General features: G+C 71.5%; 21 protein-coding genes. 13 read left to right on the top strand and 8 right to left on the bottom strand.

Annotated elements, in window-relative coordinates; translation table 11 throughout:
• Window positions 1–336: 336 nt before the first annotated feature.
• Entirely contained in the window at window positions 337–1,155 is an 819-nt protein-coding gene (locus Sspor_RS19150; protein ID WP_202200219.1) for an HAD family hydrolase, read from the top strand.
• A gap of 127 nt (window positions 1,156–1,282) precedes the next feature.
• On the opposite strand, the gene Sspor_RS19145 is transcribed toward Sspor_RS19150, so the two are convergent.
• On the bottom strand, window positions 1,283–3,286 hold the full coding sequence (locus Sspor_RS19145) for a CocE/NonD family hydrolase (protein ID WP_202203734.1): 2,004 nt from the start codon (window positions 3,284–3,286) through the stop codon (window positions 1,283–1,285).
• A gap of 393 nt (window positions 3,287–3,679) precedes the next feature.
• On the opposite strand from Sspor_RS19145, the gene Sspor_RS19140 reads away from it, so the two are divergent.
• The 4 genes from Sspor_RS19140 to Sspor_RS19125 all read left to right on the top strand — a co-directional run bounded on the left by Sspor_RS19140 (window position 3,680) and on the right by Sspor_RS19125 (window position 6,868).
• The gene (locus Sspor_RS19140; protein WP_202200218.1) at window positions 3,680–4,690 is read left to right on the top strand and encodes a polyprenyl synthetase family protein; all 1,011 of its coding nucleotides are present in this window, start codon (window positions 3,680–3,682) and stop codon (window positions 4,688–4,690) included.
• Window positions 4,691–4,923: 233 nt separating this feature from the next.
• Window positions 4,924–6,144: a LolA family protein gene (locus Sspor_RS19135; protein WP_202200217.1), complete on the top strand. Its 1,221-nt coding sequence runs from the start codon at window positions 4,924–4,926 to the stop codon at window positions 6,142–6,144.
• Between the two features lie 107 nt (window positions 6,145–6,251).
• Window positions 6,252–6,455, top strand: a complete 204-nt coding sequence (locus Sspor_RS19130; protein ID WP_237403926.1) for a YlcI/YnfO family protein — start codon at window positions 6,252–6,254, stop codon at window positions 6,453–6,455.
• Window positions 6,452–6,868, top strand: a complete 417-nt coding sequence (locus Sspor_RS19125) for a hypothetical protein (RefSeq protein ID WP_237403925.1) — start codon at window positions 6,452–6,454, stop codon at window positions 6,866–6,868. Before Sspor_RS19130 ends, Sspor_RS19125 begins: the two co-directional genes overlap by 4 nt.
• A gap of 87 nt (window positions 6,869–6,955) precedes the next feature.
• Here the strand turns inward: Sspor_RS19125 and Sspor_RS19120 are convergent, their stop codons facing one another.
• From Sspor_RS19120 to Sspor_RS19090, 7 genes are all read right to left on the bottom strand, one after another.
• Window positions 6,956–8,272: a M28 family metallopeptidase gene (locus tag Sspor_RS19120; protein ID WP_202200215.1), complete on the bottom strand. Its 1,317-nt coding sequence runs from the start codon at window positions 8,270–8,272 to the stop codon at window positions 6,956–6,958.
• A 284-nt stretch (window positions 8,273–8,556) separates the two neighbouring features.
• Window positions 8,557–9,501 carry an EamA family transporter RarD gene (gene rarD / locus Sspor_RS19115; RefSeq protein ID WP_202200214.1) on the bottom strand — a complete coding sequence of 315 codons (945 nt, stop codon included), beginning with the start codon at window positions 9,499–9,501 and terminating at the stop codon, window positions 8,557–8,559.
• A gap of 197 nt (window positions 9,502–9,698) precedes the next feature.
• On the bottom strand, window positions 9,699–10,784 hold the full coding sequence (locus tag Sspor_RS19110; protein WP_202200213.1) for a 2-oxoacid:ferredoxin oxidoreductase subunit beta: 1,086 nt from the start codon (window positions 10,782–10,784) through the stop codon (window positions 9,699–9,701).
• Window positions 10,777–12,720 (bottom strand): 2-oxoacid:acceptor oxidoreductase subunit alpha, encoded by a 1,944-nt coding sequence (locus tag Sspor_RS19105; protein ID WP_202200212.1) that lies wholly within the window; start codon window positions 12,718–12,720, stop codon window positions 10,777–10,779. Before Sspor_RS19105 ends, Sspor_RS19110 begins: the two co-directional genes overlap by 8 nt.
• A gap of 151 nt (window positions 12,721–12,871) precedes the next feature.
• Window positions 12,872–13,531, bottom strand: a complete 660-nt coding sequence (locus Sspor_RS19100) for a response regulator transcription factor (protein ID WP_030653505.1) — start codon at window positions 13,529–13,531, stop codon at window positions 12,872–12,874.
• Window positions 13,532–13,766: 235 nt separating this feature from the next.
• The gene (locus Sspor_RS19095) at window positions 13,767–15,068 is read right to left on the bottom strand and encodes a sensor histidine kinase (RefSeq protein WP_202200211.1); all 1,302 of its coding nucleotides are present in this window, start codon (window positions 15,066–15,068) and stop codon (window positions 13,767–13,769) included.
• 474 nt (window positions 15,069–15,542) lie between these two features.
• Window positions 15,543–16,757: a sensor histidine kinase gene (locus tag Sspor_RS19090; protein WP_202200210.1), complete on the bottom strand. Its 1,215-nt coding sequence runs from the start codon at window positions 16,755–16,757 to the stop codon at window positions 15,543–15,545.
• Window positions 16,758–16,904: 147 nt separating this feature from the next.
• On the opposite strand from Sspor_RS19090, the gene Sspor_RS19085 reads away from it, so the two are divergent.
• Genes Sspor_RS19085 through Sspor_RS19050 form a run of 8 tightly spaced genes read left to right on the top strand, consistent with a single transcriptional unit; the run spans window position 16,905 to window position 23,695 of the window.
• The gene (locus tag Sspor_RS19085) at window positions 16,905–17,312 is read left to right on the top strand and encodes an NADH-quinone oxidoreductase subunit A (protein ID WP_030012240.1); all 408 of its coding nucleotides are present in this window, start codon (window positions 16,905–16,907) and stop codon (window positions 17,310–17,312) included.
• Window positions 17,303–17,911: an NADH-quinone oxidoreductase subunit B gene (locus tag Sspor_RS19080; RefSeq protein ID WP_202200209.1), complete on the top strand. Its 609-nt coding sequence runs from the start codon at window positions 17,303–17,305 to the stop codon at window positions 17,909–17,911. Before Sspor_RS19085 ends, Sspor_RS19080 begins: the two co-directional genes overlap by 10 nt.
• Window positions 17,908–19,092, top strand: a complete 1,185-nt coding sequence (locus Sspor_RS19075) for an NADH-quinone oxidoreductase subunit C (protein ID WP_202200208.1) — start codon at window positions 17,908–17,910, stop codon at window positions 19,090–19,092. Before Sspor_RS19080 ends, Sspor_RS19075 begins: the two co-directional genes overlap by 4 nt.
• A complete protein-coding gene (locus Sspor_RS19070) occupies window positions 19,089–20,054 on the top strand; it encodes a complex I subunit 1/NuoH family protein (RefSeq protein ID WP_202200207.1) in 966 nt (321 codons plus the stop codon). The genes Sspor_RS19075 and Sspor_RS19070 overlap by 4 nt, the downstream gene beginning before the upstream one ends.
• Window positions 20,054–20,695 (top strand): NuoI/complex I 23 kDa subunit family protein, encoded by a 642-nt coding sequence (locus tag Sspor_RS19065; RefSeq protein WP_237403924.1) that lies wholly within the window; start codon window positions 20,054–20,056, stop codon window positions 20,693–20,695. Before Sspor_RS19070 ends, Sspor_RS19065 begins: the two co-directional genes overlap by 1 nt.
• A complete protein-coding gene (locus Sspor_RS19060; RefSeq protein ID WP_202200206.1) occupies window positions 20,692–21,318 on the top strand; it encodes an NADH-quinone oxidoreductase subunit J family protein in 627 nt (208 codons plus the stop codon). The genes Sspor_RS19065 and Sspor_RS19060 overlap by 4 nt, the downstream gene beginning before the upstream one ends.
• Window positions 21,318–21,665, top strand: coding sequence for an NADH-quinone oxidoreductase subunit NuoK (nuoK, locus tag Sspor_RS19055; RefSeq protein WP_030726044.1), 348 nt, complete (start codon window positions 21,318–21,320; stop codon window positions 21,663–21,665). The genes Sspor_RS19060 and nuoK overlap by 1 nt, the downstream gene beginning before the upstream one ends.
• Window positions 21,662–23,695, top strand: a complete 2,034-nt coding sequence (locus Sspor_RS19050; RefSeq protein WP_202200205.1) for an NADH-quinone oxidoreductase subunit 5 family protein — start codon at window positions 21,662–21,664, stop codon at window positions 23,693–23,695. The genes nuoK and Sspor_RS19050 overlap by 4 nt, the downstream gene beginning before the upstream one ends.
• Window positions 23,696–23,704 lie beyond the last annotated feature (9 nt).

The raw sequence follows: 23,704 nt of genomic DNA, 5'->3' as shown, positions 1-23,704 counted from the left end.
GTACTGCCTCGCTTTCGACGCGGTCCGGGGGTGTCCCGGTAGACACGGTGCGGGACACGCTACTCAGGATCCTGCGGGAACGCGCGGGTACCCGGTCGGAGATGAAACACACCCCGGGACGACGCCCGTGGTCAGGTATCCACAGTTCCGGTCATATCTGATCTTTTGGTACGTGCGGTCGATCGAGGGCTCTACGGTCGGGGTTGTGCACTTCCCTGCCCCACCTCCGTCCCGTTCGACACAGGAGCGCGTCAAAGTGACGGATGGGACGTGCGGGAGGCCGGATTCGGGCTCTATTTGTAGGACTTGTCCAAAGGGGTCCGTATCCTAGGCGCCGTGACTTCCGCCCCGCCTCCTGCCCTTCCCTATGCCCTGATCGCCACCGATCTGGACGGGACTCTGCTGCAAGCCGGGGACACCGTCTCCGCCCGCTCGTACGAGGCGCTCGCGCGGGCCCGCGCGGCCGGCGCCCAGCACATCATCGTCACCGGACGCCCCGTCCCCCAGGTACGACACGTCCTGGACCGGCTCGGATACACGGGGCTCGCGGTGTGCGGGCAGGGCGCGCAGGTGTACGACGCGGCGCGCGGGCGCCTGCTGCACTCCGTGTCCATGGACCGCGAGCTGGCCGATGTGGCCCTCGGCAAGATCGAGGCGGAGATCGGCGAGGTCTACGCGGCGGTCAACCAGGAGGGGGTGGACGCGGAGATGCTGATAGGGCCGGGCTACCGGATGTGGCACCCCCACCTGCCGACGGTCCGCGTCCCGCGGCGCTGCGACCTGTGGTCGGCGCCGATCAACAAGGTGCTGCTGCAGCACCCCGAACTGGACGACGACGAGCTGACCCGGGTGGCGCGCTCGGTGGTCGGCCACCTGGTGAACGTCACGATGGCGGGCGAGCACACGGTGGAACTCCAGCCGCCCGGCATCGACAAGGCCAGCGGGCTCGCGCGGGCGGCCGCCGTCCTCGGCGTCGACCCGTCCGGGACGATCGCCTTCGGGGACATGCCGAACGACATCCCGATGTTCGCGTGGGCCGCGCACGGGGTGGCGATGGCCAACTCCCACCACGAGCTGATGGCGGTGGCCGACGAGCTGACGCTGTCCAACGAGGACGACGGCATCGCGGTGGTCCTGGAGCGACTGTTCGGCTGACCGCCGGCGCCGTCCTCCTGGCGCGGCCGGGCTGCCCGCAGGGCGATCCCGGCCCCGCCGGGGGGCGTATGGGGCGCGGGGTCCGGGGCGGAGCACCGGGGCCGCCCGCCGGGGCGGTTCGACCCGCTCAGCCCGCCGCGCGCGGCAGCCGCCGCTCCCACGTGCGGTGGAAGACCACCTCGTCCCCCTCCCGGCACACCACCTCGTTCGACGTCAGGAAACCGCCCTCGTCGCAGCGGATCTCCGAGCGGGTCTCCACCCGCGCGTCCCAGCCCAGTTCCGGCCGGTGGAGCCGGATCCGCCACCGCGACCGCGCCCGCGCCGACAGCGCGTCCGCGTCCTGGATCTCGTACACGTCCTCCGCGTCCTCGTCGTACTCCAGACCGTCCGGGTACACCCGGGTGCCCCCGTACCGCGGGTCCACCTCCAGCCGCCACGTCCCGCGCGCGACGTCCCGTACGACCACCCGTTCCGGGCGCGGTTCGTCCAGCGTCGCCGGGACGGCCACACCCAGCGGCTCCGCCTGCTCCGGGGCCTCGAAGACGATCCCGCCGTCCGCCGCGGAGCCGGCCCGCACCGGCAGGGTCAGCGCGCTGCCCGCCGGGTCCAGCGTCCAGCCGGCCTCGGAACCGGCCCGCGGCCAGATCCACGGCCAGTACGCGGAGGACACGGCGAGCCGGATTCGGTGCCCCGGCGCGAAGGCGTGGCCGATGCCGTTCAGCTCGAAGGCGACGTCCTCGTACGAGCCCACCGGCCAGGGCAGCGCCCGCTCCCGGCCCCGGCGCGCGGAGAGGTTCAGCGCGCCCCGCGTGACCAGCGTCGAGGAGCCGTCCGGGGCGACGTCGCACAGCCGGGCGATCACCTGCCCGTACGGCACGTCGAGCCGCAGCCGCAGGGTCACCGACGGCCGTCCCAGGATCTCCACCGGCTCTTCGCGCCCCACCGGGAACTCGAAGCAGGCCGACTTCGCGTCCTCCTCCCGCTGGTCCGGCGGCAGGTCGGCGTCATTGCCGAAGGGGGCGAACCGGCCCGCGTCCAGCCCGGTGTGCTGCGGGGAGGCCACCACCACGGGCGCACCCTGGAACACGTACGGGACCGGGATGACGGACGCCGAGGGCCACGCCTTCTCGCCGACCCAGCGGCCGGGGAGCTCCTCGTACACCGTCGCGGGCGGGTGCGAGTCGCTGATCCAGGTGCGCAGCAGCGGCTCCTCCATCACCCCGTTGTCCGCCCCTTTCAGCCAGTGGTCCCACCAGCGCAGGGTCTCCTGGAGGAAGCCGACGGCCGGTCCCGGCGGCAGGCCGCGGTCCGGGTACTGGTGCGCCCAGGGGCCGATCAGGCCGCGCACCCGCGCGGACGGCAGGTGCTCGACCAGCCGCAGCACGGCGTCCCGGTACGGGTCGTGCCAGCCGCCGACCGCGAGTACCGCCGCGCGGACGGCCGTGTAGTCCTCGCAGACGCTGCCGCGGCGCCAGTAGGCGTCGCGCGTCTGGTGGGAGAGCCAGGTGTGGACGAGCGGTTCCACCGCCTCCAGCCGCTCCAGCCAGCGCTCGCGCCAGCCGTCCCCGGTGTACTGCGGGTCCGGCGGCCGGGAGGACAGGGCCAGCATGGCCGCCGCCCACGCGTGCATGTCCACGGCGAGCACCGAGCCGCCCATGTAGTGCGCGTCGTTGTCGTACCGGTCGTCCGTCGAGCAGACGGTGACGACGGCCTTCAGCGGCTCCGGGGCCAGTGCCGCGATCTGGAGGGAGTTGAGGCCGCCCCACGCGATCCCGAACATCCCCACCGACCCCGTGCACCACGGCTGCGCCGCCAGCCACTCCACCACCGCGACCCCGTCGGCCAGCTCGCGGGCGTCGTACACGTCGCCCGGCCGGCCCCCGCTGCAGCCGTGCCCGCGCACGTCCACCCGTACGGAGGCGTAGCCGTGCCCCGCGTACCAGGGGTGGCGCTGCCGGTCGCGCGGCGCGGTCCGGTCGGTGAGCCGGTACGGGAGGTACTCCAGCAGTGCCGGAACCGGCTCGTCCGTCACCGGGCGCCAGATGCGGGCGTACAGCTCGACGCCGTCGGGCAGGGGGATCCGGACATCCTCGTGGGTGGTCCCGTACGGGAAGTCGGTACGGATGATCATCTGGTCGCGGCCGCCAATCGCCTGGTGGACGGGGTGCATCGCCGAGGATGCGGTCGGCGAGCCATCCGCCGGGGACGGAGCCGGGGTGGAGCATGGTCCCGTGGACCGCCGGGACGGAGGCGGCGGTGCCCGGGCCCGTCCCCGGGCCGCCGGCCGGCCGGCGCATCCGCGGGCTCGTCCATATCGGTCATAGTTCTGGGCAAGACGCATTCTCCGGTTGTTTCGTCTCTTCCAGAACATACCGGGGTGTATCGGACAGTGCGCGGGTGGTGGCCGGGAAGGCGCTCTCGGTGATCGAAAACAGACCCGATACGCTGGCTTGAGTGATGGCAGCGACACATCGACAATCCATGTGATCGTCAGCGTGATCGTCAGCAGACAGGAGTACCCCTCGTGACCGTCGTCGGGCCGTTCGGACTGAGCGTGCGGGACCAGGCTCTTGAGACCGATGTCCAGGCCGGACTGGCCGCCGTCGAGGCGGGTCTGCTGGAAGCCACCAAGAGCGAAGTCCCCTTCATCACCGAGGCCGCACAGCACCTGGTCCGGGCCGGAGGCAAGCGGTTCCGGCCGCTGCTGGTGATGCTCGCGTCCCGTTTCGGTGATCCCTACGCGCCCGGCATCGTGCCGTCCGCCGTCGTGGTCGAGCTGACGCACCTCGCGACGCTCTACCACGACGACGTCATGGACGAGGCGGACGTCCGCCGCGGGGTGGAGAGCGCCAACGCCCGCTGGGGCAACTCCGTGGCGGTCCTCACGGGTGACTTCCTGTTCGCCCGTGCCTCGCACATCCTGGCCGACCTCGGGCCGGAGGCCGTACGCATCCAGGCGGAGGCCTTCGAGCGGCTGGTGACGGGCCAGATCCTGGAGACGGCCGGCCCGCGCGACGGCCGCGACCCCGTCGCCCACTACCTCGACGTCATCGCCGGCAAGACCGGCTCGCTGATCGCGGTCTCCGGCCGCTTCGGCGCGCTCATGTCCGGCGCCGACGAGTCGGTCGTCGACATCCTGACCCAGTACGGCGAGCGGCTCGGCACCGCCTTCCAGCTCGCCGACGACGTCCTCGACATCGCCTCCGACGCGCACGAGTCCGGCAAGACCCCCGGCACCGACCTGCGCGAGGGCATCCCGACGCTGCCCGTGCTGCGGCTGCGCGAGATGGCGGCCCAGGGCGGCGACCCGGCCGACCTGGAGCTCGTGGAACTCCTGGACGGGGACCTCACGGACGACGCCCGCCACGCCGAGGTGCTCACCCGGCTGCGGGCCCACCCCGCCCTGGAGCGGGCCCGCCGCGACACCATCCAGTACGCCGAGGACGCGCGGGCCATGCTGGCCCCGCTGCCGGAGTGCTTCGCCAAGTCGGCGCTCGAAGAGCTCTGCGACGCGGTGGTGCACCGCGCCGGCTAGCCGGTGTCCGGCGGCACGCCTGCGGAACGGGCCCTTCCATCCCGGCGACCCCTACGGGTCGGGGGAGGAGGGCCCTTTTCATGTCATCCCACGGGCGTACGCCGAGTTGCGTCCGGGGACTGACGCCCCAGGGCCGCCGATTTGGTCAGATGGAGTCATCAAACCCCACCAGATCGGGTGAGCGCGGCGGCACGGGTGGTCACCGCAGTCGACACAGAGGGCAGGGCACTGACATGGCACCGAACACCAAGACTTCCCGCAAGGCCGCCCGGTACGCCGTACCGGTAGCGGTGGCGGGCGTGGCCGCGGCGACCGTTGCGATGGTCCCGGCCTTCGCCAACGCCGGCGGGCCCGACCTGCCGAAGGTGACGGCGCAGCAGCTCATCGAGAAGGTCGCGGCCTCGGACGTGCAGCAGCTGTCCGGCACCGCCCGGATCACCACCGACCTGGGGCTGCCGAAGATCGCGAGCGGGCTGCTCGGCGGCGCCGGCATGGCGGGCGGTTCGGCCAACCCGGAGGACAAGGTCGCCCAGCTGGCGAACGGCAGCCACACCCTGCGCGTCGCGGCCGACGGCCCGGACCGCCAGCGGCTGACCTTCCTCGACGGCAAGGACGAGTACAGCCTCATCCACAACGGCGACGACGTCTGGGGCTACGACTCCAAGTCGAACGAGGCCTTCCACGAGAAGAACGCCGAGGCCGGTCAGGGCAAGGGCAAGCTCGGCGGCAAGGAGCACAAGACCGGCGACCGGCTGGCCGCCTCGCCGCAGAAGATGGCCGAGGAGATCCTGAAGGCCGCCGGCCCCACCACGGACGTCAGCGTCGGCGACACCGCGCAGGTGGCCGGGCGCGACGCCTACCAGCTGGTGCTCAAGCCCAAGCAGAGCGGCTCCACGATCGGGTCGGTCCAGATCGCCGTGGACGCCAAGAACGGCGTGCCGCTGCGCGTGCAGCTGCTCTCCGCCCAGGGCGGCAAGCCGATCGTCGACGCCGGCTTCACCAAGGTGGACTTCGCCAAGCCGGCCGCGGACACCTTCTCCTTCACCGCGCCCAAGGGCGCCAAGGTGACCGAGGGCGTGGACGAGGCGGGCAAGGGCAAGGCCGGCGGCGACGAGCACTGGAAGGCGCTGGAGTCCATCCCGGGCCTCGGCGGCCTGACCGGCGGCCCGGGCGGCAAGGGCGACGTGAAGGTGCTCGGCGAGGGCTGGTCGACCATCGCCCGGATCGACTCGGGCGTGAACCGGAGCCTGAAGGACCTGGAGAACGACAAGAACGCCCCGAAGGAGGCCAAGCAGTTCCTCGGCGCCCTCGGGGACAAGGTCACCGGGAAGTTCGGCGAGGGCCGGGTCCTGTCGACCCGCGTGGTTAACGCCCTGATCACGGACGACGGCAAGGTCTACGTCGGCGCGGTCACCAAGGACGCGCTGGTGAAGGCGGCCGACGCCAACAAGTAACCGACGGCGGTACCAAGCGGCGCGAGGGTGGGCCGGGACTGTGTCCCTGCCCACCCTTGCGGCATTCCGGCTCCCCCGTACAGCACACCCGCTGTACGGTGTTGGACATGTCGAGACACGTCACCATCCGCCTGGACGAAGAGTTCCACGAACGCCTGAAGGCGCGCGCGGCGGCCCTGGGGACGACGGTCACCGCGCTGATCACCGAGGTCACGGAGCGCGAACTCGACGAGGACCGGAAGAACTTCCTCACCGGCATAGAGGAGTTCGCCGACCACTGGGGCTACTTCCAGCAGCGGTTCGGCAATTGAAGATCACCATGGAGTGGGCCTGGACGGCTCTGGCCCACCATCTCCCGTCCGATCCCGCCGTGTGGGATCCCTCCGGGGTGGCCGCCGCGGTCGCCCGGCACCAGAACGACCTCGTCCTCGTGCCCGAACAGCCCGCCCCGGACACCGCGTGGCGGGCCGCGGCGTTTTTGCACACCCTCGCGGTGTGCCCCGCGCTGGAATCCCCGATGAACGAGTTCTACGCGGCCGCCGCCACCCGCTCGTACCTGAGGGTGGCCGGGGCGGAGCAGCTGCCCTCGCCGGAGGAGCTCGGCGACCTGGTGGAGGCGGCGAAGCTGGGCCGCGCGGACATCGCGGCCGTGGCCGAGGAGCTGCGCGCCCGTATCCAGGGACCGCTGCACGCGTCGTCGCAGGGGCGCGCCGAGGACGCCTGAGCCCCGGCACGACCGGACCGGACCGGATCATGCCGGGGCTCGGATCATGCCGGAGCCCGAGGGAAGCGGACCGGCGGGGCGGAAGGCCTAGAAGGTGATCTTCCAGCTGTTGATGTAGCCGACGTCCTGCGCCGCCGAGTCCTTGACCCGGAGGTTCCAGACACCGTTGGCGACCTCGCTGGAGGCGTTGACGGTGTACGTCTGGACGAGGTTGTCGGCGCTGCCGCCACTGCGGTTGTGCAGGTTGTAGACGGTGCCGTCGGGGGCGACCAGGTCGACCACCAGGTCACCGCGGTAGGTGTGGACGATGTTCACGTCGACCTTGGTGGTCGCGGGCGCGTTGCCCGTCACGCCGGTCACCGTGATCGGCGAGGAGACCGCCGCCGCGGGGGAGTCCGGGATGTTCACGTCCGCCGTGTTCTCGAAGGACTGGCCCGGCGGGACCGGAGTGGCCGCCCCGAGCGTCCAGATCGCGTACGCGATGGCGTCGGAGTTGCGGTCCAGGGCGGTGTCGTTGATGTTCGCCAGGCTGTCGCAGGAGGAGTGGTAGCAGCGGTCGAAGGCCTGACCGGAGGTGCCGCCCCACTTCTGTGCCTGCGCCGCCGTCTTGGTGTAGTCGGCGCCGGAGAACAGACCGCCGACCGGGATGCCCGCGTTCTTGAAGGGGGCGTGGTCGGAGCGGCCGTCGCCCTCGGTCTCGATCTCGGTCGGGACGCCGAGGCCGGCGTAGTAGTTCTTGAAGGTCTGCTCGATCGTCGGGTCGTCGTCGTAGACGAAGTAGCCCGGGTTCGGCGAGCCGATCATGTCGAAGTTCAGGTAGCCGGAGAGCTTCGCCTTCTCAGCCGCCGGCAGGTTGTTGACGTAGTACTTCGAGCCGATCAGGCCCAGCTCCTCCGCGCCCCACCAGCCGAAGCGCAGGTGCTTGGTGGGCTGCAGCCCGGCCCTGGAGACGGCGAGCGCCGTCTCCAGGACGGCCGCGCTGCCGGAGCCGTTGTCGTTGATGCCCGCGCCCGCGGTCACCGAGTCCAGGTGCGAACCCGCCATCAGGACCGAGTTCGGGTCGCCGCCCGGCCAGTCGGCGATCAGGTTGTAGCCGGTGGCGCCGCTGGAGGTGAAGGTCTGCAGGGTGGTCGTGTAGCCGGCGGCGTCGAGCTTGGCCTTCACGTAGTCGATCGAGGCCTTGTACCCGGCCCTGCCGTGGGCACGGTTGCCGCCGTTGTTGGCGGCGATGGTCGAGAGCTGCGACAGGTGGGCCTTGACGTTGGCCAGCGGTATGTCGGGCGGTGTCGGCGCCGCGGCGACCGCCGTGGGGGCGGCGAGTGCGGCGGGGGCGGTGGAGGCGAACAGGCCGGCGACCGCGAACGCGGTCACGGCAGCGAGGCGCCGGGAGACGGACAGGCTCATGTGGGGGCTCCGGGATTCCGCGGGGATATGACGGAACGGGTGGGGATAGAGCAGGTGAGCGTTAGTGCGTCAGTGCGAGCCTGATGTTCAGCGAGAGTATGACTGTCCGTCAAGACCACAATCCGGTCAGGCCGGTTCGGAAAACGGACGATCCCCGGTACGGGTGGCCCGTACCGGGGATCGAGGGTGTGTGTGGGGGTGTGGGGGGTTTGCCGGTGCGAGCCCGGCGGGGCGCCCTGCCGCGCGGCTCGCGGGCGGCGACGACGCGGGCTTCGCGGGCGGCGTTACGCGGGCTCGCGGGCCGGTGTCCCCAGGACGGCCGACGCCACCTCCAGCCTGACCCGCGACCGCCGCGCCGTACGGAGCGCGTCCCAGGTGAGGATCACCAGCGCGGCCCACACCAGGGAGAAGCCCGCCCAGCGCTCGGGCGGCATGGCCTCGTGGAAGTACAGGACGCCGAGCCCGAACTGGAAGACCGGGGCCATGTACTGGAGCAGCCCGAGGGTGGACAGCGGGACCCGGATCGCGGCCATCCCGAAGAACACCAGCGGGATCGCCGTGACCAGCCCGGTCGCGGCCAGCAGGAGCGAGTGGGTGACGCCGTGCGAGGCGAAGGTGGACCGGCCCTGCGCGCCGAGCCACAGGACGTATCCGAAGGCGGGCAGGAACAGGACGGCCGTCTCGGCGGCCAGCGACTCCAGGCCGCCCATGTTGAGCTTCTTCTTGATCAGCCCGTACGTGGCGAAGGAGAAGGCCAGGATCAGCGAGATCCACGGCGGCCGCCCGTAGCCGATGGCGAGCACCAGGACGGCGAGGAAGCTGAGGCCGACGGCCACCCACTGCGCGCGGCGCAGCCGCTCGCCGAGCACCAGCACGCCGATGGCAATGCTGACCAGGGGATTGATGAAGTAGCCGAGGCTGGCCTCGACCACGTGCTCGTTGTTGACGGCCCAGATGTACAGGCCCCAGTTCACGCTGATCACCGTGGCGGCCAGCGCCGTCAGGCCGAGCTTGCGGGGCTGGCGCAGCAGCTCCCGTATCCAGCCCCAGCGGCGCAGCGCGAGGAGCGCCAGGCCGACCACGGCCAGGGACCACACCATGCGGTGGGCAAGGATCTCGATCGCCCCGGAGGGCTTGAGGAGCGGCCAGAAGAGGGGGACCAGCCCCCACATCCCGTAGGCGCCGAATCCGTAGAGCAAACCCGTGCGCTGCTCGTTCTCTGCCTTCACGGGGCCTCCTGTACGACTTCCAGCCAACTTTCACGACGGTATCGCCGTACGGCCCGGATGTCATGCCCGTCATCGCGAGATACTCATGACATCTTTCGGCGTCCGGGAGGTCCGGGGCCCGTCGCGGGGAGCGCCGGACGCGACGGAGCCCGGACCCTGGCACAGGATCCGGGCTCCGTCGTGTGCGGACGCGCGCGCTACCCGACGACGGTCCAGGTGTCGTTGCCGGTCAGCAGCGCCCCGAGGTCGCCCTTGCCGCTGCGGTCGATGGCCGCGTCGAGCTGGTCGGCCATGAGGGTGTCGTAGACCGGCCGCTCCACGCTGCGGAACACCCCGATCGGGGTCCGGTGCAGCGTGTCGGGGTCGGCGAGACGGGAGAGCGCGAACGCGGTGGTGGCGCTGGCGTTCCGGGCGTCGTGGACCAGGATCCGTCCCTCGTTGGCCGCGGTGACCTCGACGACCTCCAGGTCGCCGGTGGCCGGATTGCGTACGACACCCTTCGCGCCGTCCGTGCCGAAGCGGATCGGCTGCCCGTCCTCCAGCCGGATCACGGCTTCCTGGGCCTGGTCCTTGTCCTTGAGGACCTCGAAGGCGCCGTCGTTGAAGATGTTGCAGTTCTGGTAGATCTCCACGAGCGCCGTGCCCTGGTGGTCGGCCGCCTGGCGCAGTACCTCGGTGAGGTGCTTGCGGTCGGAGTCGACGGTCCGTGCGACGAAGGAGGCCTCGGCTCCGATCGCCAGCGACACCGGGTTGAAGGGCGCGTCCAGCGAGCCCATCGGCGTCGACTTGGTGATCTTGCCGACCTCGGACGTGGGGGAGTACTGGCCCTTGGTCAGGCCGTAGATCCGGTTGTTGAAGAGCAGGATCTTCAGGTTGACGTTGCGGCGCAGCGCGTGGATGAGGTGGTTGCCGCCGATGGACAGCGCATCACCGTCGCCCGTGACCACCCAGACGGACAGGTCGCGGCGGGAGGTGGCGAGGCCGGTGGCGATGGCCGGGGCGCGGCCGTGGATGGAGTGCATCCCGTAGGTGTTCATGTAGTACGGGAAGCGGGAGGAGCAGCCGATGCCCGAGACGAAGACGATGTTCTCCTTCGCGAGGCCCAGTTCGGGCATGAAGCCCTGAACCGCGGCCAGCACGGCGTAGTCACCGCAACCGGGGCACCAGCGGACCTCCTGGTCCGACTTGAAGTCCTTCATCGACTGCTTGCTCTCGGCCTTGGGTACCAGCGAGAGCAGGGTCCGCGCCCCGTCGGCCGCCTCCGCCTCCGTCACCTCAGTCATCGATGGCCTCCTTGAGGACCGTGGCGAGCTGCTCCGCCTTGAACGGCATTCCGTTGACCTGGTTGTACGACTGGGCGTCGACCAGGTATTTCGCCCGGATCAGGGTGGCGAGCTGCCCGAGGTTCATCTCCGGCACCACTACCTTGCGATAACGCTCCAGGACCGCGCCGAGATTCCCGGGGAAGGGGTTGACGTGGCGCAGATGGGCCTGGGCGATGGGCAGTCCGGCGTTCCGCAGCCGGCGGACGGCCGCGGTGATGGGGCCGTAGGTGGACCCCCAGCCCAGGACCAGGGTGGTGGCGCCGTCCGGGTCGTCGACGTCGAGGTCGGGGACCCGGATGCCGTCGATCTTGGCCTGGCGGGTGCGGACCATGAGGTCGTGGTTGGCCGGGTCGTAGGAGATGTTGCCGGTGCCGTCCTGCTTCTCGATACCGCCGATGCGGTGTTCGAGGCCGGGGGTGCCGGGGATGGCCCAGGGCCGGGCGAGGGTCTCCGGGTCCCGTTTGTAGGGCCAGAACACCTCGGTGCCGTCGGCGAGGGTGTGGTTCGCGCCGGTGGCGAACTTGACCTTCAGGTCGGGCAGGTCGGCGACCTCGGGGATCCGCCAGGGCTCGGATCCGTTGGCGAGGTAGCCGTCGGACAGCAGGAAGACCGGGGTCCGATAGGTGAGCGCGATCCGGGCCGCGTCGAGGGCGGCGTCGAAGCAGTCCGCAGGGGTCCGCGGCGCCACGATCGGTACGGGGGCCTCGCCGTTGCGGCCGTACATGGCCTGGAGGAGGTCCGCCTGCTCCGTCTTGGTCGGCAGTCCGGTGGAGGGGCCGCCGCGCTGGATGTCCACGATGAGCAGCGGAAGCTCCAGTGACACCGCGAGGCCGATCGCCTCCGACTTGAGCGCCACGCCGGGTCCGGAGGTGGTGGTCACCCCGAGGGCGCCGCCGAAGGCCGCGCCGAGCGCCGCGCCGATGCCGGCGATCTCGTCCTCGGCCTGGAAGGTCCGCACGCCGAAGTTCTTGTGCTTCGACAGCTCGTGCAGGATGTCCGAGGCCGGGGTGATCGGGTAGGAGCCCAGGTAGAGGGGCAGATCGGCCTGCTGGCTCGCGGCGACCAGACCGTAGGAGAGCGCCAGGTTCCCCGAGATGTTGCGGTAGGTGCCCGTGGGGAAGGCGCGGGTGGCGGGGGCGACCTCGTAGGAGACCGCGAAGTCCTCGGTGGTCTCCCCGAAGTTCCAGCCGGCCCGGAAGGCGACGACGTTCGCCTCGGCGATCTCGGGCTTCTTCGCGAACTTCTGCCGCAGGAAGTTCTCCGTGCCCGCGGTGGGCCGGTGGTACATCCACGACAGCAGGCCCAGCGCGAACATGTTCTTGCTGCGCTCGGCCTCCTTGCGGGAGAGCCCGAAGTCCTTCAGCGCCTCGACCGTCAGGGTGGTCAGCGGTACCGGGTGCAGGCTGTACGCGTCGAGGGAGCCGTCCTCCAGCGGCGACGTGGCGTAGCCGACCTTGGCCATGGGGCGCTTGGTGAACTCATCCGTATTGATGATGATCTCGGCGCCGCGCGGCAGGTCCGCGATGTTCGCCTTCAGGGCTGCCGGATTCATCGCCACCAGCACGTTCGGGGCGTCACCCGGAGTGAGGATGTCGTGGTCGGCGAAGTGGAGCTGGAAGGAGGAGACGCCCGGGAGGGTTCCGGCAGGGGCGCGGATCTCGGCGGGGAAGTTCGGCAGCGTCGACAGGTCGTTCCCGAAGGACGCCGTTTCCGAGGTGAAGCGGTCACCGGTGAGCTGCATACCGTCACCGGAGTCACCCGCGAATCGGATGATCACACGATCGAGGCGGCGCACTTCCTTGCCGCCCGGACTCTCCGGGGTGCGCTGTCCGCCGACAACCGCACCCCCGGCCCCGTCGGCCTGCTCGGCCGGGCTGCTGACCTGGCTGGTCACTGAACTGGACCTCCTTCGAGGCGTGGGCACCCCCGGAACCCACCCTACGTCGGCAGGGATCAGGCCCCCAGGAGCGGCCACATTCTGGACCGTAGGACCGCCCCTTGAGACGGCCCTGCCGGTATGCCATATCTGACAGAGTGTCAGTCGATCAAGATTTCAGATAGGTGAGAACGGCCAGTACTCGCCGGTGATCCCCGTCACTCGGCGAAAGGCCCAGCTTCATGAAGATGTTGCTGACGTGCTTTTCCACCGCTCCGTCGCTCACGACCAGCTGCTTCGCCACGGCGGAATTCGTCCGGCCCTCGGCCATCAGCCCCAGCACCTCGCGCTCGCGCGGGGTCAGGCCGGCCAGTACGTCCTGCTTCCGGCTGCGGCCGAGCAGCTGGGCCACGACCTCGGGGTCCAGCGCCGTACCACCCCGGGCCACCCGCACCACCGCGTCCAGGAACTCCCGCACCTCGGCCACCCGGTCCTTGAGGAGATACCCCACCCCGGTGCTGGAACCGGCCAGCAGTTCGGTGGCGTACTGCTCCTCCACGTACTGGGACAGCACGAGGACACCTATCCCGGGGTGGTCGCGGCGCAGCCGTACGGCCGCCCGTACGCCCTCGTCGGTGTGGGTCGGCGGCATCCGCACGTCCGCCACCACCACATCCGGCAGCGCGTCCTCGGCCGCCAGGTCCGCCACTGTCTTGATCAGGGCCTCCGCGTCCCCGACGCCCGCCACGACGTCATGCCCCCGGTCGGTCAGCAACCGGGTCAGGCCCTCACGCAGCAGCACTGAATCCTCGGCGATGACCACACGCACCCTGTCTTCCACGACTCAGCAGCTCCCGCGTCCACTCGTTCATCCACTACCTGACTCAGCCAAGCATCCCAGCCTTGAGTCCTGGTGAAGGCGGAGCCACGACAACAGGTCGCCGTACGAGGGGAGTTTTCGCGTACCGGACGGTCGAATACCGCAAACGGCCGCCGCGCGCGCCGGGAGTTGCGAAGGGCCGGGCCATCCGGCCCGGCCCTTCCCTCGACGCCTCTTCCACCCCCTACGGACGCCAGGGCAGCTCGGCCGTGACCGTCGTCCCACCCCCGGCGGGGGAGTCGACGACCAGCACCCCGTCCACCGCGTCCAGCCGCTCGGTCAGCCCCGCCAGACCCGTCCCCTGCCGCGGTCCGGCACCGCCCCGGCCGTCGTCGGCGACCTGGATCAGCAGCCGCTCCCCGGACTTCCACACGTCCACCGAGGCCGAACGGGCGAGCGCGTGCTTGCTGACGTTCTGCAGCAGCTCCGAGACCGTGAAGTACGCGATCCCCTCGATCGCCGCCGCGGGACGGGCCGGCAGATCCACGGCCACCCGTACCGGCACCGCGCACCGCGCCGCCACCGACGACAGCGCCGCGTCCAGCCCCCGGTCGGTCAGCACCGCCGGGTGGATCCCGCGGGCCAGGTCCCGCAGCTCCTGGAGGGCGATCTTCACCTCCCCGTGCGCCTCGTCCACCATCCGGGCCGCCCCCTGCGGATCCTCGGTCAGCTTCTCCTTCGCCAGCCCCAGATCCATCGCCAGCGCCACCAGCCGGGCCTGCGCCCCGTCGTGCAGATCCCGCTCGATGCGCCGCAGGTCGGCCGCTGCGGTGTCCACGACCACTCCGCGGTCGGACTCCAGCTCGCTGACGCGGGTGGCCAGGCTGGACGCCCCGAGCAGCCCGCCGACGATGACCCGGTCGACGGTGGTCAGGGCCCGGATCACCCAGGGGGTGGCGAGGGTGATGACCAGCCCGACCAGGCTGGCCAGGGCGATCGTGACGGGCGAGTCGAGGTAGAAGGTGTAGTCGTCGTTCTGGAAGAGCTGCAGACCGGGCTGGTTCGTGTAGGCCGGGAAGACCCAGAACCACAGCGGGTACAGCAGGTACGCCCACCCGCACGCCCACAGCACCAGGGACAGGCAGAAGGAGAACACCGCCCACGGGAAGTGGATGACCGAGTACAGCACGTGCCGCCAGGCGCTCCCGCTCTTGAGCAGCGCACCCATGGCGGCGAGCGGCCCGGCCTTCTTCGCCCGGATCGGCGCGGGGGCGGCGATGTCCGCCCCGAGCAGCACCCGCACCCGGGCCCGCTCCAGATGTCCGAAGCCGCGGCACATGGCGAGCACGCCCGCCAGGACCGGAACGCCGAGGAAGGTGACGAGCAGCCCGGCGCCGAGGCTCACGCCGGTGATGGCGAGCGAGAAGTACAGCGTGCTCAGCGGTAGCCCGATCAGCAGGTACCCGAACTCCCGCCAGGTCCGCCCCTCGACCGGGGCCCGCAGCACCGCGCCGATCCCGCCGCCCGCGCCTCTGCCGTTGTCCATGATCCCGACCCGCCCTTCCGGTCCTCCGTTACCTCCCCACCCTGCCGCCCCCCGCCCGGCCCAACCATGCGGCGGGTCGGCATCTCCACCGGGGGGTTAACCCCACCCCGCGGGTGTCTTCGGGCCGGCGCCGCCACATCCAGCCCCGCCGGCGTTTGAGGCGCCCCGCCCACCCCGCAGGTGTCTTCGGGCCGGCGCCGCCAAACCCACCCCCACCCGGCAGGTGTCTGCGAGACGGCCGCCGCCACATCCAGCCCCGCCGGCGTTTGAGGCGCGGGGTCCGGGGCGGAGCCCTGGGAAACGGCGGTGCAGCGGAATCCCTACGGGGACCCGGCCCATCCCCGCAGCCCCGCCGGCGAGGCGCACGGCGGAGCCCCGGGAAACGGCGGTGCAGCGGAAATTCGTACGGGACCCCCGCCCACCCCGGACGGGAGTCCCGCTCACCAGCAACAACAGGGGCCCGGGGGCCTGGGCCTACCCCCGGTCCCGCCACGGCAGCTCGGCCGTGACCACGGTCCCCACCCCCACGGGCGAGTCCACCACCAGCACCCCGTCCACCGCGCCCAACCGCTCCGCGAGCCCCGCCAGCCCGCTCCCCCCGGAGGGACTCGCTCCGCCCTGCCCGTCGTCCGACACCCGGATCATCAGCCGTGCCCCCGCCCGCCAGACCTCCACCGACGCGCCCCGCGCGCCCGGCCCCGCGTGCTTGCTCACGTTCTGCAGCAGCTCGGACACCACGAAGTACGCGATCCCCTCGATCGCCTCCGCCGGCCGCGCTCCGGTCTGCGCTCCGGTCTGCGCCCCCGAGGGGTCCCCCGGAAGATCCACCGCCACCTTCACCGGCACCACGCACCGCGCCGCCACCGACGACAGCGCCGCGTCCAGCCCCCGGTCCGTCAGCACCGCCGGGTGGATCCCCCGTGCGAGGTCCCGCAGCTCCTGAAGGGCCAGCTTCACCTCACCGTGCGCCTCGTCGACCATCGCCGCCGCCCCCTCCGGGTCCTCCAGCAGCTTCTCCTTCGCCAGGCCCAGCCCCATCGCCAGCGCCACCAGCCGGGCCTGCGCGCCGTCGTGCAGATCCCGCTCGATGCGCCGCAGGTCCGCCGCCGCCGTGTCGACCACGACTCCCCGGTCGGATTCCAGCTCCGCGATCCGCCGCTCCAGGTCCTCGGAGGGCGACAGCAGCCCCCGTACCATCGCCCGGTCCACGTTCGCCATCAGCCGCACCAGATACGGCAGCACCGGCCACAGCACGAACAGGCCCGTCAGCGCTACCGTGAAGGTGAGTACTCCCCACGGCAACCGGATCAGCTGGTACAGCACCGTCCGCCAGCCGACCGGGTCCTTGATGCTCGTCCACAGCCAGGGGAAGAATCCTCCGGACCGCTTCGGACCGGGGATCGGGGTCGGCTCGTCCACCCGTACGCCCAGCAGCCCGCGGGCGCGTGCCCGGTCCAGCCGTCCCAACTGCCGAGACAGATACAGACCGCACGCGAGCAGCGGAATTCCGACCGCGGTCACCGAAAGGCCGCCGGCGGTGGAAACCATGACAACCGCGTAAACAAAACCGACGATCGCCAGCGGCAGGTTGCTCACCAGATAGGCGATCTCCTTCCACGTCACGGCGCTGAAGACGGCGCGTACGGGAGGAGGTCGGTCGTTGTCGGGTACGGCATGGCTCATGGTCATGCGCCACACCCTGTCAAGTACGACCCGCTGATGCCATGGGGTGGCCGGGGTGCTGTGAACGGGGGATAACCCCACCCCGTGTGAGGCAGGCCCTAGACTCCCGTCCGTACCAGATCGTCGACAGTGACCGAGGAGCGAGGAACGGACGTGCCTGAACCAACGGTATCGACCGTAACCGTGCTCGCGGCGGACTACTTCCGGAGTTATTCGGTCGTCGGTCTACTGGCCGCCCTCGGTGTGCTCTTCGTGGCCGTCGCCTTCGGCGCGGGCCGGCTGCTGCGGCCCGTCGTCCCGACCCCCGAGAAGCTGCTGACGTACGAATGCGGTGTGGACCCGGTCGGCGAGGGCTGGGCGCACACCCAGGTCCGCTACTACGTCTACGCGTTCCTCTACGTCATCTTCGCCGTCGACTCGATCTTCCTGTTCCCGTGGGCGACGGTGTTCGCCGCCGCCGGTTACGGCGCCACGACCCTGGTGGAGATGTTCATCTTCCTGGGCTTCCTGGCCGTCGGCCTGCTCTATGCGTACAAGAAGGGCGTCCTCGAATGGACGTGACACCGGCTGTGACGCCGACCGAGGGCGTGCTGCTCCCGGAGCCCAAGCGCCTCGGAGTCCTCTCCCGCCTGGCCCCGGAACCGATGAAGGTGGTCCTGAACTGGGGCCGCCGGTACAGCCTGTGGGTGTTCAACTTCGGCCTGGCCTGCTGCGCGATCGAGTTCATCGCCGCGTCCATGGCCCGGCACGACTTCATCCGGCTCGGCGTGATCCCCTTCGCGCCCGGGCCCCGCCAGGCAGACCTCATGATCGTCTCCGGCACCGTCACGGACAAGATGGCCCCGGCGGTGAAGCGGCTCTACGAGCAGATGCCGGAGCCGAAGTACGTCATCTCCTTCGGCGCCTGCTCCAACTGCGGCGGCCCCTACTGGGACTCGTACTCGGTGACGAAGGGCGTCGACCAGATCATCCCGGTCGACGTCTACGTGCCGGGCTGCCCGCCGCGTCCCGAAGCGCTCCTCCAGGGCATCCTCAAGCTCCAGGAGAAGATCGCCCGCGAGTCGCTGGCCGAGCGCTACGCGAACGGACCCTCCGTGTCCCAGCTGACGAGCGGACTGGTCACGCCCCCGCCGGCACCCGGGCAGGGGGCAGGCGCGTGAACCTCTACGACTCCCTTCCCGACGCGGCCCCGACGGTCTTCGGCGCCGAGGCCGTCGGCGAGTTCGCGTACGACGTCCTCACGGTGGACGTGCCCGTCGGCAGCTGGATCCCCGCTCTCGAAATCGCCCGGGACAAGCTGGGCTGCACGTACTTCGACTGGCTGAGCGCGGTGGACGAGCCCGGCACCGGCTTCCGGATCTGTGCGCACGTCGCGTCGCTGGAGAACCACCGGGTGCGCCGGCTGCTGCTGCGCACGACCGTCCCGCACAGCGCTCCCTCGCTGCCGTCCGCGATCGCCGTCTACGCGGGCGCGGAATGGCACGAGCGCGAGACGTTCGAGATGTTCGGGGTGACCTTCACCGACCACCCGAACCTCGTCCCCCTCCTCCTGCCGGAGAACTTCGAGGGCCACCCGCTGCGCAAGGACTTCGTCCTGGCCGCGCGCGTCGCCAAGGCCTGGCCCGGCGCCAAGGAGCCGGGCGAGGCACACGACCCGGACGCGCCCAAGCGCCGCCAGATGCTCCCGCCGGGCGTACCCGACCCCAACGACTGGGGCCCGATGAAGGGCCAGCTTCCGCCGGCCCCGGCCCGTCCCGCCCGCACCCCGCGTGCCGCCGGCGCGGCGGGCGCCGCCGCGCGCACCCCGCGCGAGGGCGCCCCCGTCCGCCGTACCCGCTCGGTCACCGAAGGCTCGGCGACCCAGCCCCCGGCCGACGCGGCCACCGGGGCGGAGGAGGCTCCGCCTCGCCCGCCGCGCCGTACCCGCTCGGTGTCGGAAGGCTCGGCGAGCCAGTCGACCCCGGCCGTGGCGGCTCCGGAGGAATCGGCGGAAACCGCGCCGCGTCCGCCCCGCCGCACCCGCTCGGTGGCCGACGGCTCGGCGAGCCAGACGCCGGCCCCCGCTCCGGCACCGTCCCCGGACGGAGCCGCCGCGGGCGCCGCTCCGGAGGCAGGGGAGGCCGCGCCCCGCCGCCCGGCACCGCGCAGCTCGGACGCCCCCTGGCACGACCCGAAGCCCGCCTTCGAAGAACCGGCTCCCGGGCCGGCTCCGAAGGCGGCGCCGGAGACCGGAACCGGGCCGGACCCCAAGGCCGACCCGAAAACCGGGCCCGCCGCGGGCGACGGGTCCCGCCCCGCCAACGACCCCACCACCGACCCCGACAACGGAGGCGACGCGTGAACGACGTCCTCGACGTCGCCCTGCGGCTGATCGTCGTCTTCGCCGTCTTCCTCGTGCTCCCGCTCGTCGTCGGGCAGACCGAGCACAAGGTGATGGCCCACATGCAGGGCCGCCTCGGCCCCATGTACGCCGGCGGCTTCCACGGCTGGGCCCAGCTCGTCGCCGACGGCGTGAAGTTCGCGCAGAAGGAAGACATCGTCCCGGCGGGCGCCGACCGACGGATCTTCCAGCTCGCCCCCGCCGTCGCCCTGCTGCCGTACCTCCTCGTCCTCCTGGCCATCCCGATCGGCCCGGGCGAGGGCGCCGTCGGCCAGGTCATCGACGCGGGCCTGTTCTTCGCGCTCGCCGTCATGGGCGTCGGAGTCCTCGGCTCCCTGATGGCCGGCTGGGCCTCCGCGAACAAGTTCTCCCTGCTCGGCGGCCTGCGCACCGCCGCCCAGCTGCTCGCCTACGAGCTGCCCATGCTGCTGGCCGCCGCCTCCGTCGCCATGGCGGCCGGTACGGTCTCCATCCCCGGGATCGTCGAGGCCTTCGAGTGGTGGTGGCTGCCCTGGCAGATCGTCGGCGCGCTCGTCTTCTTCACCGCCGGCCTCGCCGAACTGCAGCGGCCCCCCTTCGACATGCCCGTCGCCGACTCCGAGATCATCTTCGGCGCGTACACCGAGTACACCGGCCTGCGCTTCGCGCTCTTCCTCCTCGCCGAGTACGCCGGCATCGTCGTCCTCTGCGCCCTGACCACCGTCCTGTTCCTCGGCGGCTGGCACGGGCCCTTCGGCGACGACCTCGGCTGGGTCTGGACCCTGCTCAAGATCGCGATCCTGGCCTTCGTCGTGATCTGGCTCCGCGTGAGCTACCCGCGCCTGCGCGAGGACCAGCTCCAGAAGCTCGCCTGGACCACACTCATCCCGCTCGCGCTCGCCCAGATCGCGCTCACCGGCATCGTGAAGGTGGCGATCCAGTAATGCCCATCCCCGGATCCGGCCTGGCCAAGGGCCTGGCCGTCACCCTGCGCACGATGACGAAGCGCTCGCACACGGCCCAGTACCCCGAGGTACAGCCCGAACTGCCGCCCCGCTCCCGCGGGGTCATCGGTCTGTTCGAGGAGAACTGCACCGTCTGCATGCTCTGCGCCCGTGAGTGCCCCGACTGGTGCATCTACATCGACTCCCACAAGGAGACGGTCCCGGCGTCCACCCCCGGTGGCCGCGAGCGCAGCCGCAACGTCCTCGACCGCTTCGCCATCGACTTCTCCCTCTGCATGTACTGCGGTATCTGCATCGAGGTGTGCCCCTTCGACGCCCTCTTCTGGTCGCCGGAGTTCGAGTACGCGGAGACCGACATCCACGAGCTGACCCACGAGCGCGACAAGCTCCGCGAGTGGATGTGGACCGTCCCGGCGCCGCCCGCGCTGGACCCGGCCGCCGAGGAGCCCAAGGAGATCGCCGCCGCACGCAAGGCAGTGGAGAAGGCCGAGGCCGCAGCCGCGGCGGCGGCCGCCGCCGAAGCCGCCGCCCGGGCCGCCGACACCGGCCCCGGCACCGAAGCAGGCACCGACCCCGGCACCGAACCGCCGACCACCGCGACCCCGGAGGGAGACGCGTGAGCCCCGCCACCACTCTGGCCGCAGCGGCTGCCGCCGCCACCGACGGGCCCGGCTTCCTCTCCCCGACCGGCGTCGAGATCGCCTTCGTCCTCGTCGGACTCGCCACCCTCGGCGCGGCCCTCGTCACGGTCACCACCAAGCAGCTGGTGCACGCTGCCCTGTGGCTGGTCGTCGCGCTCGGCGGCATCGCCGTCGAGTACCTGCTGCTGACCGCCGAGTTCATCGCCTGGGTCCAGGTCCTCATCTACCTCGGTTCCGTGGTCGTCCTCCTCCTCTTCGGGCTGATGCTCACCAAGGCCCCCATCGGCCGCTCCCCGGACGCGGACTCCGGCAACCGCTGGATCGCCCTCGGCGTCGCCGCCGTCGCCGCCGTGTCACTGGTCTGGGTGGTCGTCGACGCCTTCCGCACCACCTGGATCGACCTCGACGGACCGGTCCAGGGTTCCACCAAGGTCTCCGGCGAGATCCTCTTCCAGCACTGGGTGCTGCCGTTCGAGGCGCTCTCCGTCCTCCTCCTCGCAGCCCTGATCGGGGCCATCGTGCTGTCCCGCAGGAACGACCCCGCCGACCCCGCCGACGCCGCCACCCCGGCCGGTCCCGGCGCGAAGAAGGGCCGGCGCTGATGCACCTCGCCTACCCCGCCGTACTCGCGGCGCTCCTCTTCTGCACGGGCCTGTACGGAGTACTCGCCCGTCGCAACGCCATCCTGGTCCTGATGTCCGTCGAGCTGATGCTCAACGCCGTCAACCTCAACCTGGTGGCCTTCGACGTCTGGCTGCGCGACGCCCTGCACGCCGGCCAGGCCCTCACCCTCTTCACCATCGCGATCGCCGCCGCCGAGATCGGCATCGGCCTCGCGATCGTGCTGATGGTGTACCGCAACCGGGGCACCTCCGACGTCGACCGGCTGCGCGACACCGCCGAGGGCCACGAGCCCGCCGCGAACAACCAGAGCGAGGTCACCGCGTGAGCACCACGACCCTCGCCGTCCTCGTCCCGCTGCTCCCCTTCCTGGGCGCGGTGGCGGGACTCCTGCTCGGCCGCAGAGCCCCCGGGTTCGTCCGGCCGCTCGCGATCCTGCCGACGCTCGGCGCCGCCGTACTGGCTGTACTCGTCGCCGTCCGCCAGGGCGGCGGCCCGCCGATCAGCGCCGCGACCGAGCTGACCCCGACCGGCTCGGTGCCGATCGAGCTCTCGCTGTACCTGGACGGCTTCGCCGCCCTGGTCGCCGTCCTGGTCGGGGTCGTCGCCACCTGCGTACAGCTCTACTCGACGGCGTACCTGCGCGAGGACCCGCGCTACCCGTCGTATGCCGCTCTCGTCTCACTGTTCACCTCCGCCATGCTGCTCGTCGTCTACTCCGGCGACCTGATGGTGCTGCTGGTCGGCTGGGAAGTCATGGGCATCTGCTCGTACTTCCTGGTCGGCCACTACTGGGAGACCGAAGCGGCCCGCTCCGCCTCCCTGAAGGCCTTCCTCGTCACCAAGCTCGGCGACGTCCCCTTCCTGATCGGCCTGTTCGCGCTCGCCACCGACGCCGGCTCCTTCGAGATCCCGAAGATCCTGCGCACCGTCGCCGACGGCGGACTCGACCACCCGACACTGATCGCGCTGCTCCTGCTCGCCGGAGTCGCGGGCAAGTCCGCGCAGTTCCCCCTGCACACCTGGCTCCCCGACGCCATGGCGGGCCCCACCCCGGTCTCGGCCCTGATCCACGCCGCGACCATGGTCGCCGCCGGTGTCTACTTCATCGCCCGCCTCCTGCCCGTCTTCGCGGCCTCCCAGGCCGCACTGGTGGTCATGGCCGTGATGGCGGCCGTCACGATGGTCGGCTCCGGCCTGGCCGCCATCGCCCAGGACGACATCAAGCGGGTGCTCGCCTACTCCACGATCGGCCAGCTCGGCTACATGGTCGGTGCCCTGGCCGTCGGCGACCGCGGCGCCGCCGTCTTCCACCTCCTGTCCCACGGCGCCTTCAAGGCGCTCCTCTTCCTCGGCGCCGGCGTGATCATCCACGCCGCCGGTACGAACTCCCTGGGCGTCATGTCCCGGATGGACGGCCTCGCCAAGCGCATCCCCGACGCCTTCTGGACGATGACGATCGCGCTGCTCGCGCTCGCCGCGATCCCGCCCTTCGCCGGCTTCTTCTCCAAGGAAGCCGTCCTCGTCGCCGCCGAGCACACCGCCACCGGCCACTCGGACCTCGCTCCCGGCGCCGCCGGCTGGCTCGTGCTCGTCGCCGGCCTGCTGACCGCCCTGCTCACCGCCGCCTACGCCACCCGGCTGTGGCTGATGGCCTTCCGCGGCCGGGGCGCCGCCGCCCCCGACCACGGCAAGGAACCCCTCGCCATGACCGGCGTGCTGTGGGTGCTGGCGATCCCGTCGGTCGGCTTCGGCCTGGCCGCCGGGCCCCTCTCCGACTGGTTCGACAGCGGGGAACTCACCCCGACGCTGGTCACCTCGCTCCTCGGCACGGGCGCCGCCGCCATCGGCGCGATGCTCACCTACGCGCTCTGGCAGCGCGCCTCGGCGAAGGCCGCCCTCGCGACCGCCGTCGGCACCGGAGCGGGAGCCGCAGCCGCAGTGCCCGCTTCCGCATCCGTCGCCGCTGCCGCCGCCGAATCCGCCGCGGAGACCCCCGAGGTGTCCGAGGTGACCCACGATCACCCCGCCGTCCCGGCCGGCCCCGCCGCCGACCCCGGCAAGGCGCTCCTCGGTCCGCTGCACCGCCACGCGGCCGACGGCTTCCACCTCGACGCCCTCTACGACCGGCTGTTCGTGCGGCCCGTCCGGGCCGCCGCGAGCCTCGTCCGCTTCCTCGACCGCGAGGTGGTGGACACGTACGTCCGCGGCGCGGGCACCGGCACCCAGCTGCTCGGCAGCCTGGTACGCCGTGCCCAGACCGGCAACGTGCAGAGCTACCTGAGCGCCCTGCTCGCCGGCGCCGTGGTCCTGGCGATCGCCACCGCCGTCCTCGCCAACGTCAACGCCGGATCGTGAGCCGTGAGT

Source organism: Streptomyces spororaveus (genome assembly GCF_016755875.1).
GTDB classification, from domain to species: Bacteria; Actinomycetota; Actinomycetes; order Streptomycetales; family Streptomycetaceae; genus Streptomyces; species Streptomyces spororaveus.
The sequence above is the reverse complement of the archived record's forward strand: the minus strand, read 5'-3'. Positions and strand labels throughout refer to the sequence as shown.

Excerpts from the sequence above, each read along its gene's own strand:
- Sspor_RS19145 (WP_202203734.1), bottom strand. The coding sequence starts at position 3,286 with ATGATCATCCGTACCGACTTCCCGTACGGGACCACCCACGAGGATGTC.
- Sspor_RS19135 (WP_202200217.1), top strand. The coding sequence starts at position 4,924 with ATGGCACCGAACACCAAGACTTCCCGCAAGGCCGCCCGGTACGCCGTA.
- Sspor_RS19130 (WP_237403926.1), top strand. The coding sequence starts at position 6,252 with ATGTCGAGACACGTCACCATCCGCCTGGACGAAGAGTTCCACGAACGC.
- Sspor_RS19120 (WP_202200215.1), bottom strand. The coding sequence starts at position 8,272 with ATGAGCCTGTCCGTCTCCCGGCGCCTCGCTGCCGTGACCGCGTTCGCG.
- Sspor_RS19110 (WP_202200213.1), bottom strand. The coding sequence starts at position 10,784 with ATGACTGAGGTGACGGAGGCGGAGGCGGCCGACGGGGCGCGGACCCTG.
- Sspor_RS19095 (WP_202200211.1), bottom strand. The coding sequence starts at position 15,068 with ATGGACAACGGCAGAGGCGCGGGCGGCGGGATCGGCGCGGTGCTGCGG.
- Sspor_RS19090 (WP_202200210.1), bottom strand. The coding sequence starts at position 16,757 with ATGACCATGAGCCATGCCGTACCCGACAACGACCGACCTCCTCCCGTA.
- Sspor_RS19080 (WP_202200209.1), top strand. The coding sequence starts at position 17,303 with ATGGACGTGACACCGGCTGTGACGCCGACCGAGGGCGTGCTGCTCCCG.
- Sspor_RS19065 (WP_237403924.1), top strand. The coding sequence starts at position 20,054 with ATGCCCATCCCCGGATCCGGCCTGGCCAAGGGCCTGGCCGTCACCCTG.
- nuoK (WP_030726044.1), top strand. The coding sequence starts at position 21,318 with ATGCACCTCGCCTACCCCGCCGTACTCGCGGCGCTCCTCTTCTGCACG.